The organism is Vibrio limimangrovi, from assembly GCF_054064025.1.
In genome coordinates this window covers 530,819-547,422 of sequence record NZ_JBSUGF010000007.1, presented here as the reverse complement: position 1 = coordinate 547,422, position 16,604 = coordinate 530,819, and the positions used below count along the sequence as shown (strand labels likewise).

Sequence of the window (16,604 nt, the reverse complement as noted above, 5' to 3'; positions counted from 1 at the left end):
AGTTCTCTCCTTACAGACACTGTTTAGTCTGTCTCTCTCCATGAGAGGCTAACTGCCTTCCATCGGAGGCAGTTTGTAGAGTGTGTACGACAGCGTTAACGTATTTATTGAGTCAGGCACATCCGGCTCAATGTAAAAAATCAGCGGCATTTGGGCGTGTTGATTGCCATCCAGAGGTTGCTGGTGGAAGCAAAAGCACTCAATCTTATTAAAGTAAGCCGCGCCAATACCCGGAGAAACCGAAGGCACAGCCTGTCCAACCAATTTGTGACCGCTTTCGTTGTACGCAAGGTACTCAGTTTGCACCACCTGCCCGGGATGAACATCCATCGAGATAACTTTTGGTTTGAATTCCCAGGGCATATCCGGACTAACGTGTGCCATAAATTCCACACGGATGGTCCGGCTCATATCTGGCACCATACCTGCTGGCTGAACTGCCGCCATTTCGTTGGTTTTGCCGTTAATCCCCAACTTATCGCACATGATGTCGTACAAAGGGACCAGTGCGAACCCAAAGCCGAACATCAGTGCCGTCGCCACAAGCAACTTGATGACCAGGTTTCTGTTGGATGGGTTTGAATTAGTCACAATCGCCACCTATCCGTCAATCGATTTTAGGTGGTGTAGTGAAGGTATGATGAGGCGCCGGGCTTGGTACTGTCCATTCCAGTCCCTCTGCTCGCTCCCAAGGTTTCGCGTTGGCTTTCTCACCACCACGAATACACTTAATCACCACCCACAAGAAAATCAGCTGTGAAAGTCCAAAAGCAAAACCACCTATGGATACGATTTGATTCACATCCGCAAACTGAATCGCGTAGTCCGGAATTCTTCGCGGCATACCAGCCAGTCCTAGAAAGTGCATCGGGAAAAACAACACATTGACGGAAATAAGTGAGCACCAGAAGTGCAACAGACTCAACTTGTGGTCATACATATTGCCTGTCCATTTCGGAAGCCAGTAATACGATGCCGCCATAATGGAAAACACAGCACCGGTAACCAGCACGTAATGGAAGTGTGCCACCACAAAGTAGGTATCGTGATACTGGAAGTCAGCAGGAACGATAGCGAGCATTAGCCCCGAGAAACCACCAATTGTGAACAGTACGATGAATGCAATCGCGAACAACATCGGAGTTTCAAAAGTCAGGGCTCCACGCCACATGGTCGCGACCCAGTTAAACACTTTCACCCCGGTTGGTACGGCGATCAGCATGGTGCAATACATAAAGAAGATTTCAGCAAACACTGGCATACCGGTGGTAAACATATGGTGTGCCCACACAAGGAAAGAAAGCAGCGCAATACTACATGTCGCGTAAACCATTGAATGGTAACCAAACAGCTTTTTACCACTGAAGGCAGGAATAATTGCCGAGATGATACCGAAAGACGGAAGTATCATGATGTACACTTCAGGGTGACCGAAGAACCAGAAAATGTGTTGGAACATGACCGGGTCACCGCCACCAGCGGCATCAAAGAAGCTGGTTCCGAAGTACTTGTCTGTAAGTACCATTGTCACTGCACCAGCCAGAACAGGCATTACTGCAATAAGTAAAAACGCGGTGATTAACCAAGTCCAGACAAACATCGGCATTTTAAACCAGGTCATGCCCGGCGCACGCATATTAACGATGGTCACGATGACGTTAATCGCCCCCATGATCGAGCTAATACCCATGATATGGACAGAGAATACAAACAGAGCAGTACTGTCCGGACCATAAGTGGTGGAAAGCGGTGCGTAGAATGTCCAACCGAAATTCGGTGCACCACCAGGTAAAAATAATGAACTCAATAGAATGAGAAACGCAAAAGGTAGTATCCAAAAACTCAGATTATTCAGACGGGGCAAAGCCATATCTGGTGCGCCAATCATCATTGGAATCATCCAGTTAGCCAGCCCAGTAAATGCTGGCATTACGGCACCAAACACCATCACTAACCCATGTACAGTGGTCATCTGGTTGAAGAATTCGGGCTCTACCAATTGTAACCCCGGCTGGAATAACTCTGCGCGAATGACCATCGCCATTGCACCGCCAGTAAGAAACATCGTAAAACTAAACCAGAGGTAAAGCGTACCAATGTCTTTGTGATTGGTTGAATATATCCAACGAGCAATCCCCTTAGGAGCATGGTGAGCATCGTGGTCATCATCGAGAGCGATAGTTGAATTTGCCGAGGTTTGCGCTTCAACTGGAGCGGACTTTATTGCCTTTTCTGCTGGCTTACTCATATTTCCTCCTTAGCACTCTTTTGTGCCTTAAAGGCATTGACGTCGGATGCTTGAACGGTATCGCCAGTGTCATTACCCCACGCATTTCGCTGATAGGTAATCACTGCGGCGATTTCTTTATCACTTAATTGGTTAGCAAAAGATTGCATGGCAGTTCCCGCACGGCCATTCACAACTACGCCAATATGTTCAGTCACATTGCCGGTTGCCACAGGGCTGCCTTTAATAGCAGGGAATGCACCGGGTATACCTTCCCCACTAGCTTGGTGACAAACAGCACAGCGAGCGGTGTATATCGCTTCACCTTGTGCCATTAACTCATCCATGGATAAGTCTTGGGTTAATGCTTCTTGAGCGGCCGCTTTCTGAAGCGATATTTCTTCTTTCTTATCGGAAAGCCATTGGTCAAACTCGTCTTCTGCCATCGCATGCACGACAATTGGCATAAATCCGTGTGCGCGACCACAAAGCTCAGCACATTGACCTCGGTAAACACCTGGCTCATCTATTCTTGTCCATGCTTCATTGATGAATCCCGGTATAGAGTCTTTCTTCACGGCAAAATCAGGCACCCACCACGAATGGATGACATCGTCAGACGTGAGAAGAAAACGGACTTTACGGTTGATAGGAAGTACAAGTGGGTTATCCACTTCGAGTAGGTAATGAGCTCCCTTGGTTTCGATTCCGTCGATTTGTTTCTGACTAGTAGCGAGAAGGCTGTAAAACTCGACGTCTTGACCAAAGTAGTTGTAATGCCACTTCCACTGGGAGCCAGTGATTTTGATGGTGATATCCGATTGGCTAGTATCTTCCATTGCAACTAACGTTTTCGTGGCGGGAATCGCCATCGCAACAAGAATGATGATAGGGATAACAGTCCAAATAATTTCCACTTTTGTGCTTTCATGGAAATGAGCGGCAACTGCTCCTTTTGATTTGCGATGACGGATGATGGAATAGAACATAACACCAAAGACAACGAGGGCAATCGCACAGCAAATATAGAAGATCAGCATATGCAATTCATAGACTTGCTCACTGATCGCTGTGACCCCTTTAGTCATATTGTAGTCATTGTCTTTTGACCATCCGTAAGAGGAGAATGTGATTAAAATCACATTCAGTGTTAAGGCAAGAGTAGTCGCTAATCTTTTCAAAAGATCTCTCCTCTGCTCAGCCGCTACGCTTACGCGAGCTTCCTTGCGTCCCGATGCAAATATCGAACAAATTTACGAAAAATCGCAAAAACTGCGATTTCGACTTGATTTGTTATATTTATGTTAAAAGGCTAGTTATAGTTCTAAAGTTCTTCAAGGAATAAAATGCGAATAAATTTTGTTCTAACATGAAAAATAAAATCGGTTTATCGATTGCCCTCTTTGAATTGGAACTGAGAACAATTTAGATTAACTGCAAGCTACGACGTAAAAGTCGAAACTGGTAGGCTCCCCACCTAAGGAAAGAGAGACATGACCACAATAATTGCTCAATGGCTAGCACGAGACCCCGACCCGAAAACTCGTGAAGAGCTGCAACATCTCGTCGATACACATGATCAGCAAGAAATCACTGACCGCTTTGGCTCTCGACTCGCGTTTGGTACAGCAGGACTACGTGGCAAAGTTGGCGCAGGGCCAAATCGTATGAACCGCCTGGTCATTCAGGAAACCGCAACCGGACTTGGCCATTACTTAATTGAACAAGTCAAGGATGCAGCGTCGCGTGGCGTTGTTATTGGCTATGACGGTCGCCCGGACTCCCAACAGTTCGCACACGATACCGCTTCGGTATTAACTGCGCTTGGCATTAAGGTTTACCTGACTCACAAAGTGGCAGCGACTCCGATTGTTGCGTTTGGTGTTCGTACATTGAACGCCGCCGCTGCCGTTGTCGTGACAGCGAGCCACAACCCCCCGGAGTACAATGGCTTCAAAGTCTACTGGGAAAATGGTGCGCAAATAATTCCACCACACGACGCCGGTATTGCAGCGAAAATCGATCAAGCGACCACTAAAACGTTGCAACTGATGTCATTAGACGATGCAAAACAGCAAGGGTTACTGGTTTGGCTAGAAGATGACTACTACCAAAATTACCGCAAAACCATGAACGAAAATGCATTGCTAAAACCAGATAGCAATACGGATATATCTATCGCTTACACTGCAATGCATGGCGTGGGTGCCGATATGGCAGAGACCCTTTTGGCTGACGCAGGTTTTACGAAAGTGGCGAGTGTAGCGCAACAACGTGAGCCAGATGGCACCTTCCCAACTGTGAATTTCCCAAATCCGGAAGAAGCTGGCGCGATGGACATGGTAATGGCGCTTGGTAAATCGGCCGACGCCGATATTGCCTGTGCAAATGACCCTGATGCTGATCGCTTTGCTGTTGCGGTAAAACGCCCTGATGGGGAATACCAAATGCTGACGGGGGATCAAGTTGGTTCATTATTTGGTAACTACTTACTGGAACAGCAACCAAACGCTTTAGTGGGGAATACGATTGTATCTTCTCGTTTGCTAAGTAGCATCGCAAAAGCACATGGCGCGGAATACTACCAAACCCTGACTGGTTTTAAATGGCTGACCAACGTAGCAATGAGTAAAGAAACTGAGCAACACCCATTCTTGTTCGCCTATGAAGAAGCATTGGGTTACACCGTTGGCAATAAAGTCTGGGATAAAGATGGTCTCTCTGCGATAGTTGCCTTCTCTCAGTTGACCGGAAAACTGAAAGCACAAGGTAAAACAGTATGGGATAAGCTGGAAGCACTTTACCGCCAGCATGGCTTCTATTTCAATGCGCAACGCAGTATAGCGTTAGACCCAAAATCGCCACCAATAGGCGACAAGCTACGCACAAATCCGCCTAAAGATATTGCCGGAAAAAAAGTAGTGATCGCGGAAGACCTGAAAACATTAGTGAGAAGCTATGACGACGGTTCAGAAGAAGCTATTGACTTACCATCAAGTGATGTTCTGATTTACCACTTGGAAGATCAATCTCGAGTCATCGTTCGCCCGTCAGGTACAGAACCTAAATTAAAATGTTACTACGAAGTCATCACTGACTTTCCAGACAACATGACCTACGAGCAAGCACAGCAAGCTGCAGAAGCGAAGATGAACGAGCTTATCGACGCTCACCAGAAGAGTTTGTAAGCAAGAGTTTTGCATTCCTGAAACAGAAACAGCCAGCAATTTTTGCTGGCTGTTTAGTTGAAAGGGATAGCAATTTTGTTCAAGGCACATTAACGTACTCGCGCCACCTTTCGATAAACCTGTTCCCTGGATAAATAAGAACATACTATGGACAATACTTTGCCTTTAGAAGAAGAATCAAAAGCCTCACTGTTTTGGCAAGGCACAATAGCCATGATGCCACTGAGCATAGCAGTACTCCCTTGGGGGTTACTCGCTGGCTCATTTGCTATCGATATTGGCCTTCATCCCCTAGAGGGACAAGCGCTTTCAGCCATCTTATTCGCAGGCTCCGCGCAACTGGTCGCGATGGGAATGATTAAAGCAGGCGCTGGATTGGCGACTATGCTGTTGACCACCCTTTTTATAACCTCGAGACACTTTCTGTACAGTGTATCTATGCGCAGCAAGATCTCACCGCTTCCCCTGAAATGGCGATTATCCCTAGGATTTCTGCTAACCGATGAGTTATTTGCCGTAGTAGGTCATCATTCAGAAAAACAATTCAACCGATGGTATGCATTAGGTGCGGGGTTAAGCTTCTACCTCTTTTGGAATTGCGCCACCCTAACGGGAATTATTGCAGGTAGTTTGATCCCTGAACTCAATGAGATGGGACTTGAATTCGCGGTCGCAGCAACATTTATTGCCATTGTAGTACCAACCATTAAAAATACTGCGGTTCTGGCGAGTGTCGTCAGTGCTCTGGTGAGCTCGGTTGCTCTTACTTATTACAAGGTTGAGGGAAGTTTGATGATATCGAGCATTCTGGCCATGTTAATCGGGTACTTTGTTGAACAAGTTAAGGAAAAACGCTAATGGTTATATTGTCCATCCTGCTTATGACGGCATTAGTATTCACCAGCCGGTATTTGTTTCTAGAGCCTAAGCTGCCTCTTCGACTAGGCGCACGTACCCAAAAGATCTTGAAATACGCGAGCCCTGCCGTACTAACCGCGATATGGGCGCCCATTGTCTTTATTCCCGAAGGCGAACTGGAATTGAGCTTACAAAATCCGTTTTTGCTTGCCGCCATTATCGCGTCTGTCATCGCTTATCTGACCAAAAACGTGTTGTTGACCACAGTTGTCAGTATGGTCGCGTTTCTTCTTCTGAGAGTACTGCTTTAGTCTGCAACCCACTCTGTTTCAAATAAGGTGACGTCGCCACATTTTAAGCGCCCGAGAAAGACGTCACCTTGATGTACTTCCCCAACACCTTTTGGGGTTCCAGTCATGACCACATCGCCATTTTGCAACGTGGTGTAGCTGCTTAGCTCTTCCAGAATCGTGAGAGGTGGGTAAAGCATCTGCTTCACATGACCCTTTTGCACGTGCACACAATTGATCAAAAGTTCGAGGTTCAGATCTTTGATATCAATGCCTTCGAGCGAAATAAAGCGGCTTAAAACTGCAGACCCATCAAACGCTTTCGCTCGCTCCCAGGGCAAACCCTGATTTTTCAATGTCGATTGCAAACCTCGCTTAGTCAGATCCAGTCCCAGACCAACAGCGGCGTATTGGCCATCTTGAATCAAAAAGCAGATTTCAGCTTCATAATGCAGAGGCTCTTGGTGAAATGAGTGTAAAGTCGACGATATCGATGTTGCGGGCTTATTGAACACCACCATTTGATCTGGTATCGCGTTATCTAACTCATGGATGTGCTCTACGTAGTTACGCCCCACACACACTACCTTACCCACTGCAACTTGTTTATCTTCAACTTGAACTACATTCATTATTCTTCCCTGCGAAACAAAAATATCAACATAATCTAACCCTTAGGTTTAGAACATTAAATCGCATACCCAAATAGCAAAAGCAAGAGATTCAGCTCATTTTGAGTTTTATGTCACCAATCTGAAGCAAACACTTCCTCACGTAATAGTGTTCAGTTTGCACAGCAATAGCCTCCTAGTGAGTAAAGTGCCTATAAGCCCGCTACTTACTAGAAATAAAACTGAAATAAAATCATAACACTACAGAAATCTATCTTTCATTTTCACGGTTTACCTTAGCGTCATCAACACATCAGGCAAGAAAGCCCATTTATAACAAATAAGGTTCTAAGATAATGAAAAAGGCAGCACTAACTACCGCGATTCTTACAGCATTGGTAACAGCACCATCTTTTGCAGCAACTGTTTATTCAAATGACGGCACTGAACTACAAGTTGGCGGTCGTGTTGAATTCCGTGGCGACTTCATCGGCTCTGGCGGTGCGGAAGTTGAAGGTTCAATGAAAGATAAAAGCCGTGCTCGTGTAAACCTTAAAGGTAAAACTGACATCGGTAACGGCCTATCTGCATTTGGTGTTTACGAAGCAGAACAAGACACTGGTAAGAGCGAATTTAAAAACCGTTACATGTACGCTGGTGTAGATTCAGATGCAGGCGCATTCTCTGTAGGTAAGCAGGATATGGCTGCGGTAATCATCTCTGACATGTCGGATATCACTGAGTTCTCTGGTGTTCAACAAGCTATTGATTCATCGTCTGAAAGACAAGACAGTGTGTTTGCTTACCGTGGTGAGTTTGATGCTCTACAAGTGCAAGCAACTTACCAAGCAAACTCTGACGACGACCAAGACAAATACGGCATCTCTGGATTTTACTCACTACCAATGGGTCTTGACCTAGGTCTTGCATACTCAGCTGGTGATGTTGACGCAGACAACTCTGAAGACCAAATCCTTGGTGGTATCGCGTACTCTCTTGATAACCTTTACCTAGCTGGTACTTACTCTCAAGGTCAGCTAGATGACTCTGAAGACTTCACGGCTTACGAATTGGTTGCAAGCTACAAAGTGGCTAGCCAAGTGACTATTGCTGGTCTCTACACTTACCAAGAAAACGATCTAGACGGTGCTGGCAAATACGATGCAGTAGATGGTTTCGAGCTAGTTGGTTACTACAAGTTAAACAGCAACTTCCGTACTTACCTTTCTTACTACTTCAACCAACTTGATGAAGAGAAAAACGACGAAGGTTTGGTTACTGAAGGTGAAGACACACTACGTCTTGGCGTACGTTACGATTTCTAATTCTCTCTTGTCCTAGAGTGAGTCCTTGGCCGGCATTGTTGCCGGCCATTTTTTTTTGCGAAAATACGTTCCCCGATATATCTTTGGCTACTTTCATTAACTTGCGTGATTCTTCCCCTAACCTTTCCCTTATTTGTGCCCTGTTTTAATGCAATTTTTCACTGACTTAGTGCATACCTCCTAAGTAGTACAGAGTGCAAAAATAAATATCGTTATATATCAATATGATAAAAGTTGGCATGCGAACTGCATTATAGATATTGCAAATGCATGGCAGCGTTTGTGCTTCTCGTTCTTTGTACCTGTTTTAACAGGCACGTCCTTTGAATTGGTAATGTGGCCTCCTTTGGGAGGCTTTTTTTTATTGGCGCAATGACCGATAGAACGTATGATCCACACATTCCCAATAATCTGAAATACTCAATAAAATCAGCTTACTATTTAAGATACTGCTTGGACTCTCCAGGCAAGTTTGGCTTTCTTCTCTGTTTCTTCTCAGATAGGCAGCGTAAAAGAAACCTTCACTTGAAAGAAAAATCGAGTTCTTGAGTTCTATATTTTCAGAGAAGGAAATGAGGAACATCGTATGACACAACCAATCAAAATCACACTCTATCGCTGGGCCGGTAGCTGGGGACCATTCAAAGTAAACATCCCTTGCGGTGAATGTACGCTCACGCACGATATTTTAACCGATACCTTTAAAAATGAGTTGTCGGATGTGCCAATAGAGTTGGAAGTAAAAGATTGGTTATCCCATTGGTGGGAGCCATTAAAATCAGGCGCCTGGCACGCCCCTATTGTGATTGTCGAAGGAAAAGTGATCAGCCAGGGCGAAGCACTAAACCGGGGAGCCTTAGTGCAAGCTGTTATTTCAGAGTGGGTCAAACGTGATCAGCTGAAAGGGAACATTGTTTACGGCAAAGCCTCTTGCCCGTATTGTAATAAGGCCAAACAACTACTTGATGACGCAGGTCTGGACTACCGCTACTACGATGTTGTTAAAGACAGCGCCGCGCTTTACCGTATGATCCCAGAAGTCAAAGCAATGATTGGTGAAAAAACACCAGTGACCGTTCCACAGATTTGGCTCGATAGCCAATATGTCGGGGGGGCTAATGACTTGGAGGCGTGGTTGGCGGCAAAGGGACTAAACAAGTTCCCAGATAATGTCGTTGAAATTCCTAGTCAATCTGCTTAAATTTTTCAAACAGAATGGCTAGAAACAAAAAGCCCTGATTAAAAATCAGGGCTTTTTTGGATTAATTCGTTAGCTTTTTCACTAAACGAGAAAGAGCAGATGCTTTTTTCTTCTTCGCTTTACCGTGAAGTGCTTTATGCATTGCATCTTTAGCAATCATTTGGCCAATGTAAGCGCCACCAATTTCGTTATTCATGACCTTCTCCTGAATGTATCCCTTGAAGTTATGTAGTAATATTACATCACAAAAGGATAAAAACAAGATCTAAATCACATTAATAGGTAATTTAATTTCAATCAATAACATGAAAAAGGTTGCACTATCGCTTCGGCTGTTGATACGTTTTCCCAGCAGCAACGTAGGTGTCTTTCTGCTTGATTTCAAAGAAAGTTTCAAAAAACCAAGCCGCAAATTTGATCAGATGATCCCCTTCGTTCATTACGTGTTCAACATATTCTTGCTCTTCACCAGAGTCATCGACTTGAGTCGTAACATGATAAATGCGTTTTTCACCATCCACTTCTGCGAGACCAAACTGACCTGTTAGAGATTGTGCAGCTTGTGCAACTTCTTCTTCCTCACATGTTTTAAGCAGTTCAAGCGCTTTAGGCATGTTTTCTTGTTGGGTAATCTCTTTTACCAGCGTTTCAAATTCGTTTTGTTGCATTCTTTCACCTAACGATATAAAGAAAAATTGTCAGTACGCAAATAATGATAGTTGAGTGGTTGATACAAATCGCTCTGTATTGATGACACATATCAAATGCTTCACTCTAAAATAGCTTGCTACTATGACTCGATTCGCTGCGCATTTTAGGAAGGCCGTCTCGCCCTTGCAAGAAGAATCCACCGCATGCTTCCACTGGAACTTAATCTCTGGACTACCAACAGACTCGCACGGAGTTGTTTCTCGATTACTTGAAATCTCGCTTATTAGAAGAAGAGAATTTCGTTTTACTAGCCCGATAACGCGGACCAAAAATAAGCCTTCTGACATTACACAGACAGAACGTTAAAGGCAGGAAAGAAAAGTCGTGTTATTAATGACATTTCAGAACAAACCAAGGAATACTTAGGTCAATGACAAAGTTTGAAAAATTCACCTAAGTAAACGATAGTTTGTCAGATACGTATCAAATATTCAGTGCTCGTGAATTACAACAAACAACACTCGATATTAAACATTCAACGCTAGGTGACGTGTCCAATGGATCATGTACAAATCAGTTTGCAAAAGCTTGCTGAAATATTGAAACTGAGCGGTAATGCTCTGCTTAACAGAGTGATATTAGATATCCATCAACAGATTCAGAGTCACTGTACCTGTATCGTAGAGGTGGCCCATCTTCAGCATTCCGCTCACACAATATCTATCGCCAGCGGAGGTAAAATTGAAGATGACCTTTACTCGTTTTCTGGAACGTCTTGCGATGAAGTGGTGAAAGATATCGGTGAACAGATATTCTACTCAGACCATGTCCACAGATTCGTCTCTGAAGATGAGACATTTTTAAATAACAACGTAAAAGCTTATCTGGGATTACCACTAAAAACACAAAACGGCGATGTTCTCGGTATCCTGATATCGACATTCGCTCACAAAGTCTCAGAGAATGAAGTTCAAGCCATACTGGAGCTTCATCGCTTTTATGCCAATGTCATCATTCATAGCTTGCGAGAAAAATGGGTCAGTGAGCGCTCTGACAAGCTTCTAAATCAACTCAGTTACGAAGTCTCTCACGATAATCTCACCGGGCTCCTCAATCGCAGTTGCTTAGCCGATACGCTAGAAACTTTAACACAGCAAGCAACACAGCCTTTTAACCTTGCTTATATTGATATCGATAACTTCAAGTCGATTAATGACATCAATGGCAACTACATTGGCGACCAGATTATAAAGTTCACGGCCAATGCGATACAGCTTAGCTTGTCATCCCCCGATCACGCATTTCGGGTGGCCGGAGACGAGTTTGCATTTATTACCTTTGATGAAGACCCTGTTGCTGTCTGTCAGCAGATTTTGGATAAAATCGAAGCTGGATACAGCGATAAGTCAAATCACATATCCTTCTCTGTTAGCATTGGTATTGCACGCTCTACGATTAAAATGCTGAGCAGTGATGAACTCATTTTGAATGCCAGCCTGGCGCTAAAAGATTGCAAAAAGCACAGAGACACGAGAATTCAGCATTATGACAACCAGCTAAGTGCGCTTTATCACCGCCAAACACAACTCATAGAGGTCATCCGTACCCAGTTAAGATCAAGTATTAGTGATGACCCAGAGCTGTATGTTGTCGTACAGCCAATCGTAGACGTCACAAGCAATCGATGGGATTACTTTGAAATTCTGGCTCGTTGGAATAGCCCGGTATTAGGCTCTATTTCTCCGACCGAGTTCATAGAAGCTGCTGAGCAATCGGGGTTAATCGTTGAACTCGGAGAACGTATCATTGAACTCGCTTGCGTTGCCAAACAAGAATTAGAAAGGAAACTCGGATACAAAGTAAAGTTATCGATAAACTGTTCTGCTTATGAGTTGGTGGATTCAAAACGCTATATCAATCATTTAACAAGCATGGTTTCAAAGTACCACCATTCAACTAATGACTTTGTCATCGAACTGACTGAAACCGTTCTGCTGTCTCTGAGTGGACGTGAGCAAATGGTCCTCAATTCGTTGCGCTATCTGGGATTTAAAGTCGCTTTAGATGATTTTGGAACCGGCTACTCGAGCTTGAATTACATTCACAACTATCCTATTGATAGCATAAAAATAGATGCAACGTTTGTGAGAAACATGCTTTCCAACAGAACTTCTGAGCAAGTGGTCTTGTTGATCGTACAACTTGCCCAATTGCTCAATGTCAGCTTAGTGGCCGAAGGCGTAGAAGACGAGAAGGCATCGAAAAAGTTGATAGAAATGGGATGTCATTTTATTCAAGGTTATTTTTACGCTAAGCCAAACCGCGTCACTGAAATGGTAGCTTTGATTAACAAACGACAAGCTAAAAGTGCATAGAATAAAGCATAGTAAACAAGAAGAATAAGAAACAAAAATAGTAAAAAGGCCAAGCATTTGCTTGGCCTTCGCGTATCACCATGATGGTATCAAAAGGTACTCAAGAGCAGCAGAATTAAAGAACCGCTTTCTCTTTACTCTTTAAAAGCTGATCCATCTCATCACGATTAGCAATGAACGTGGCCATCTCTTTATTTGGTACAGAGCTCGCCATTGGAATATTGGCTCGCATTGCATTAACCGGGCGACCGTATTCGATCAACTCATAATGAAGGTGTGGGCCCGTTACCCGACCTGTTTTACCAGAAAGACCGATTCGTTGTCCGCGAGTGACTTTATCGCCTTTCTTAACTAAGATCTTGCTCAAGTGTAGATATCGGGTTTTGTACTTACTGCCGTGCTCAATCACCACGTAGTTCCCCGCATAAGGGTGTTTACGCGTCATGATGACCGTACCGTCACCGGTTGATACGACTGGAGTACCTGTTGGAGCAGCAAAATCGGTACCGTTATGAGGCGCAACACGACCAGTAACCGGGTGATGGCGATTTGGGTTAAACCCAGAGCTAATACGCCAGCTGCGACTCACAGGATAGCGCTGGAACGCACGTTGAAGGCTTTCACCTTTAGCGTTGTAGAATTGACCGTCTGTATGCAGATAAGCGGTAATTTCACGGCCACGGTTATAAATTTTAATCGCTTCAATTTCGTTCTTGCCCGTCTGGACACCATTGATACTCTGAGCACGTCGAACCACTTCAAAGCGGTCTCCAGCACGAAGATCTCGACCAAAATTCAGTTGCTCTTTGAGTAGCGTCACTACCTGACTAATCTCAGCCGAAGTGAGACCCAGGCGACTCGCTGACGAAGAAAAACTTCCCTGAATGATACCGACTAAAGGTTCCTGGTTCCAAACACCCGGAATAGAAATGTCGGTAAAGTCATAGCCACCATCACTGTTTAACTCATAAACCACTTTGTCTGCGATAGAGAACTGCAGTTCCATTTTGAGCAGTTCACCTTCGATATCATCACGCCAAAAACGTAAAGTATTACCAGGCTTTAGAGTATCCAGTGCAAGGTAGTTCAAATCCGTTTCCATGACTTTCATAAGAGAGCTGTAACCGAAACCGAGTTGACTAAAAATTGTACTCAGATTATCACCGGCCTGGATTTGATATTCAAAGTTGGGTGGAGTAACAACGTCGGCTGAGGCAGTCGTCGCATCAAGAATTCTTTCAACTACCTTAGATTCAGGCAGATTTAACGCAATGGTCTTCGTTAATGATGTCTCTTTGAAAGATTGAGAAACACCAATAGCGACTAAAACAGGCAAGGAGTACAACAGCAGCGCTCTACGACCTGTCAGATTCGGCAACCGTCTTGTAATTTCATTTGTAGACACGGGAATTACTATCTCCTTTTAAACATGGGACATAGCTTATGCATTCCCGCATAAGAAATCACTATGAAATTTCGAGATCTAGCTCAGAAAACACTTATTTTTTACAGAATCAAAATTAATTCATCATTGTTGCATATGTAGGAAATTCCCTACGCGACTGAGTGATATAGAATTTAATTGTTTTGGTGTTTCTGTCATGGCTTGATTAACATCGTGTGAAAGATAAGAAATTTCGATATTAGTGTCATCACGCCAAAGTAATTGATTAAATTTAATACGATCACCAATAAAGACACTATCAAGTAATATCACTCTGCTTGGTACTGCATCAAATTTGAACAGACCAATATAATAAAATGAACCTGTACCTTGTGTAGTCACGACCATGGGTGCGGCGATCCAAAGCTCCTGATTAATCTGTCTCTTGGCAATAAAGTCGGTCGGTAACAGCACCGTACCTTGCGTTGCTCCAGCATCATAATCACCCATCAAATAACCGCGTTCTTTATCCCACTCTTGCAGAAAAGTCACCGCATTTTGATCTGGAACTTGAATTGTCCACGGGTTTGAAGATTGAATATTCAAAACTTCTAAAACAATAGAATTAGATTGGACTTCATTAGATGGAAATCTGGCCAATATTTCATCATCAGAGAGGCTAAATCGGTAAACACCTGCAACAATGACGACGATTAATAATACAATTGGGATGAGAAGAATAAGTGGAATAGGTAATATTCGCTTACGAGCCATGAAGACTTCCTTGTTTTTATGTTCGGTGATTTCCGCTCGGAGTATATACCAATTAATGCTACGTAACCCGAAAACGAATTTCCCTTTAAGACTTGAAATGTTTCAAAATAAAAATGCGTGAAACAGAACGTATTTTGTACAGACAGGAATCCAGGATAACTCGATCATACCCTAGACGTGTTACCTGAGTAGCGAGCAAAGACGCCATATAAGGCAAGGATTTGAAGTCATTTGGGTATAATTGTCCTACACTGATTTCTGGGAAATTGAAAAGTAATGACGATGCCGAAGACAAACATAATCCACTCGTGTGAATGTGCTTGCGGTTTGGTTCAACTTCGCTGCAAAGGTGAGCCAATACGCACATCCATTTGCCACTGCTTTGAGTGTCAAAAACGAACAGGCAGTGTGTTTGGGGTACAAGCGCGCTTCCTGAAAGAGCACGTCATCTTAGATGGTGACGTGATTAGCTATACCAGAATCAACGACGATGGAAATGAGGTTCGATACGAATTCTGTCCCTCGTGTGGAACAACCATGCGTTTGATATTGTCTGCTGTACCAGAAATCATTGTTGTGCCAGTCGGACTATTTGGCAACAAAGAGTTTCATCGCCCTACCGTGTCCATTTATGAAGAACGAATGCATGGCTGGGTGAGCTTCGAATGCACCGTAGAGCACATCGAATAACCTGCCCAACGCCCCTGTGTACACGAAATGCTCTAATGGCCTCGCAATAAACTTTCTATTCGAGTTTTTTTTGAGACTGATCAACCCAGTTGTACTGTAAGGGGTTTCGTATCTCCACACGAGCGCTATAATCGTCTCCTAACATTTGGTGAGGTTTAATTGTGATTTCCAGACTTCCTCGTTGGGTGGAATATGGCGCGTTTCTACTTGCCCTTCTCGCGGGCTGCGTCAATGCCGTCGGTCTTCTCGGCTTTCAACATCAAGCGATAACACACATTTCCGGAACCGTAACTCAGCTAGGGAACAGCTTACTAACAGGTGTAGACAACTCCATTCACCTGCTCTTTATCATATTCAGCTTTTTAATAGGCGCTGCATTCAGTGGATTTTTTATCGAGAGTAGTGCATTAAAACTTGGGCGGCGATACGGTGTTGCGCTTTGCATAGAGGGAAGCTTGCTTCTATTGAGTTGGGGCTTTTTAGTACAGGGGAATGTTTACGGGCAATACTTAGCTTCCGCTGCTTGCGGTTTGCAAAACGCTATGATTACTACGTTCAGTGGCGCTGTCATCAGAACAACACATATGACCGGAATCATTACTGACCTTGGGATTATGATCGGAGAAAGCTTGCGCGGACGTCAATTTGACCGACGCAAAGCACTGCTGCTTCTATTTATCTTTATCGGATTTTTATCAGGAGGCGTTGCAGGTGCCGCTCTCTTTACTGTGTACGGTCTACACACCTTGATATTTCCGGCACTGCTGGCATTTGGCATCGCCCTTATTTATGGGGTGTACCTTTTATACGACCAAGAACACACACCCAGATAGCACTTCAATGCAGCCAAAATGCGTATAACAGTTGAACAATAGAACCCTGCGGAGGTTTTACTTAGAGCCTCAAGACCTCAAGTGAATAGCTCCGCACATCTCATATATTACCCCTAATGCGATCTCGCAACGCTCTTCAGGCTTACACGTCGCTCACTTTGTCCGTCACGACTTGTCGTATTTAGATGGTATACCCA

At 44.1% G+C, this 16,604-nt stretch carries 16 protein-coding genes; 8 read left to right on the top strand and 8 right to left on the bottom strand.

Going from position 1 to position 16,604, the window contains the following annotated elements; all coding sequences use genetic code 11:
- Positions 1-48: 48 nt before the first annotated feature.
- Genes ACWYU8_RS10125 through coxB form a run of 3 tightly spaced genes read right to left on the bottom strand, consistent with a single transcriptional unit; the run spans position 49 to position 3,408 of the window.
- Positions 49-591 carry a cytochrome c oxidase assembly protein gene (locus ACWYU8_RS10125; RefSeq protein ID WP_457519440.1) on the bottom strand — a complete coding sequence of 181 codons (543 nt, stop codon included), beginning with the start codon at positions 589-591 and terminating at the stop codon, positions 49-51.
- Positions 592-607: 16 nt separating this feature from the next.
- A complete protein-coding gene (gene ctaD, locus ACWYU8_RS10120) occupies positions 608-2,248 on the bottom strand; it encodes a cytochrome c oxidase subunit I (RefSeq protein WP_457519438.1) in 1,641 nt (546 codons plus the stop codon).
- Positions 2,245-3,408: a cytochrome c oxidase subunit II gene (gene coxB / locus ACWYU8_RS10115; protein WP_457519436.1), complete on the bottom strand. Its 1,164-nt coding sequence runs from the start codon at positions 3,406-3,408 to the stop codon at positions 2,245-2,247. The genes ctaD and coxB overlap by 4 nt, the downstream gene beginning before the upstream one ends.
- A gap of 312 nt (positions 3,409-3,720) precedes the next feature.
- Between coxB and ACWYU8_RS10110 the strand changes: the two genes are divergently transcribed.
- The 3 genes from ACWYU8_RS10110 (at position 3,721) to ACWYU8_RS10100 (ending at position 6,584) form a co-directional block, all read left to right on the top strand.
- Positions 3,721-5,415: a phospho-sugar mutase gene (locus ACWYU8_RS10110; protein WP_457519434.1), complete on the top strand. Its 1,695-nt coding sequence runs from the start codon at positions 3,721-3,723 to the stop codon at positions 5,413-5,415.
- Between the two features lie 147 nt (positions 5,416-5,562).
- Complete coding sequence (locus ACWYU8_RS10105; protein ID WP_457519432.1) at positions 5,563-6,273, top strand: AzlC family ABC transporter permease; 711 nt, start codon at positions 5,563-5,565, stop codon at positions 6,271-6,273.
- Complete coding sequence (locus tag ACWYU8_RS10100; RefSeq protein ID WP_457519430.1) at positions 6,273-6,584, top strand: AzlD domain-containing protein; 312 nt, start codon at positions 6,273-6,275, stop codon at positions 6,582-6,584. The genes ACWYU8_RS10105 and ACWYU8_RS10100 overlap by 1 nt, the downstream gene beginning before the upstream one ends.
- On the opposite strand, the gene ACWYU8_RS10095 is transcribed toward ACWYU8_RS10100, so the two are convergent.
- A complete protein-coding gene (locus tag ACWYU8_RS10095) occupies positions 6,581-7,195 on the bottom strand; it encodes a fumarylacetoacetate hydrolase family protein (protein WP_457519428.1) in 615 nt (204 codons plus the stop codon). The two genes, ACWYU8_RS10100 and ACWYU8_RS10095, sit on opposite strands and share 4 nt — an antisense overlap.
- Positions 7,196-7,530: 335 nt before the next feature.
- On the opposite strand from ACWYU8_RS10095, the gene ACWYU8_RS10090 reads away from it, so the two are divergent.
- Together ACWYU8_RS10090 and ACWYU8_RS10085 are read left to right on the top strand one after the other, a co-directional pair.
- The gene (locus ACWYU8_RS10090) at positions 7,531-8,499 is read left to right on the top strand and encodes a porin (protein WP_457519426.1); all 969 of its coding nucleotides are present in this window, start codon (positions 7,531-7,533) and stop codon (positions 8,497-8,499) included.
- Positions 8,500-9,085: 586 nt separating this feature from the next.
- Entirely contained in the window at positions 9,086-9,700 is a 615-nt protein-coding gene (locus ACWYU8_RS10085; protein ID WP_457519424.1) for a glutaredoxin domain-containing protein, read from the top strand.
- A gap of 61 nt (positions 9,701-9,761) precedes the next feature.
- Here ACWYU8_RS10085 and ACWYU8_RS10080 read toward each other — a convergent pair whose 3' ends face one another.
- Together ACWYU8_RS10080 and ACWYU8_RS10075 are read right to left on the bottom strand one after the other, a co-directional pair.
- A complete protein-coding gene (locus ACWYU8_RS10080) occupies positions 9,762-9,896 on the bottom strand; it encodes a hypothetical protein (RefSeq protein WP_457519422.1) in 135 nt (44 codons plus the stop codon).
- A gap of 124 nt (positions 9,897-10,020) precedes the next feature.
- On the bottom strand, positions 10,021-10,368 hold the full coding sequence (locus tag ACWYU8_RS10075; RefSeq protein ID WP_457519420.1) for a hypothetical protein: 348 nt from the start codon (positions 10,366-10,368) through the stop codon (positions 10,021-10,023).
- Between the two features lie 540 nt (positions 10,369-10,908).
- Between ACWYU8_RS10075 and ACWYU8_RS10070 the strand changes: the two genes are divergently transcribed.
- Positions 10,909-12,726 (top strand): putative bifunctional diguanylate cyclase/phosphodiesterase, encoded by a 1,818-nt coding sequence (locus ACWYU8_RS10070; RefSeq protein ID WP_457519418.1) that lies wholly within the window; start codon positions 10,909-10,911, stop codon positions 12,724-12,726.
- A 115-nt stretch (positions 12,727-12,841) separates the two neighbouring features.
- Here ACWYU8_RS10070 and ACWYU8_RS10065 read toward each other — a convergent pair whose 3' ends face one another.
- Together ACWYU8_RS10065 and ACWYU8_RS10060 are read right to left on the bottom strand one after the other, a co-directional pair.
- A complete protein-coding gene (locus ACWYU8_RS10065) occupies positions 12,842-14,131 on the bottom strand; it encodes a peptidoglycan DD-metalloendopeptidase family protein (RefSeq protein WP_457519416.1) in 1,290 nt (429 codons plus the stop codon).
- Positions 14,132-14,254: 123 nt separating this feature from the next.
- Positions 14,255-14,884, bottom strand: a complete 630-nt coding sequence (locus ACWYU8_RS10060) for a hypothetical protein (RefSeq protein ID WP_457519414.1) — start codon at positions 14,882-14,884, stop codon at positions 14,255-14,257.
- A 282-nt stretch (positions 14,885-15,166) separates the two neighbouring features.
- On the opposite strand from ACWYU8_RS10060, the gene ACWYU8_RS10055 reads away from it, so the two are divergent.
- On the top strand, positions 15,167-15,574 hold the full coding sequence (locus ACWYU8_RS10055) for a GFA family protein (RefSeq protein WP_457519412.1): 408 nt from the start codon (positions 15,167-15,169) through the stop codon (positions 15,572-15,574).
- Between the two features lie 161 nt (positions 15,575-15,735).
- Entirely contained in the window at positions 15,736-16,407 is a 672-nt protein-coding gene (locus ACWYU8_RS10050; protein ID WP_457519410.1) for a YoaK family protein, read from the top strand.
- Positions 16,408-16,604 lie beyond the last annotated feature (197 nt).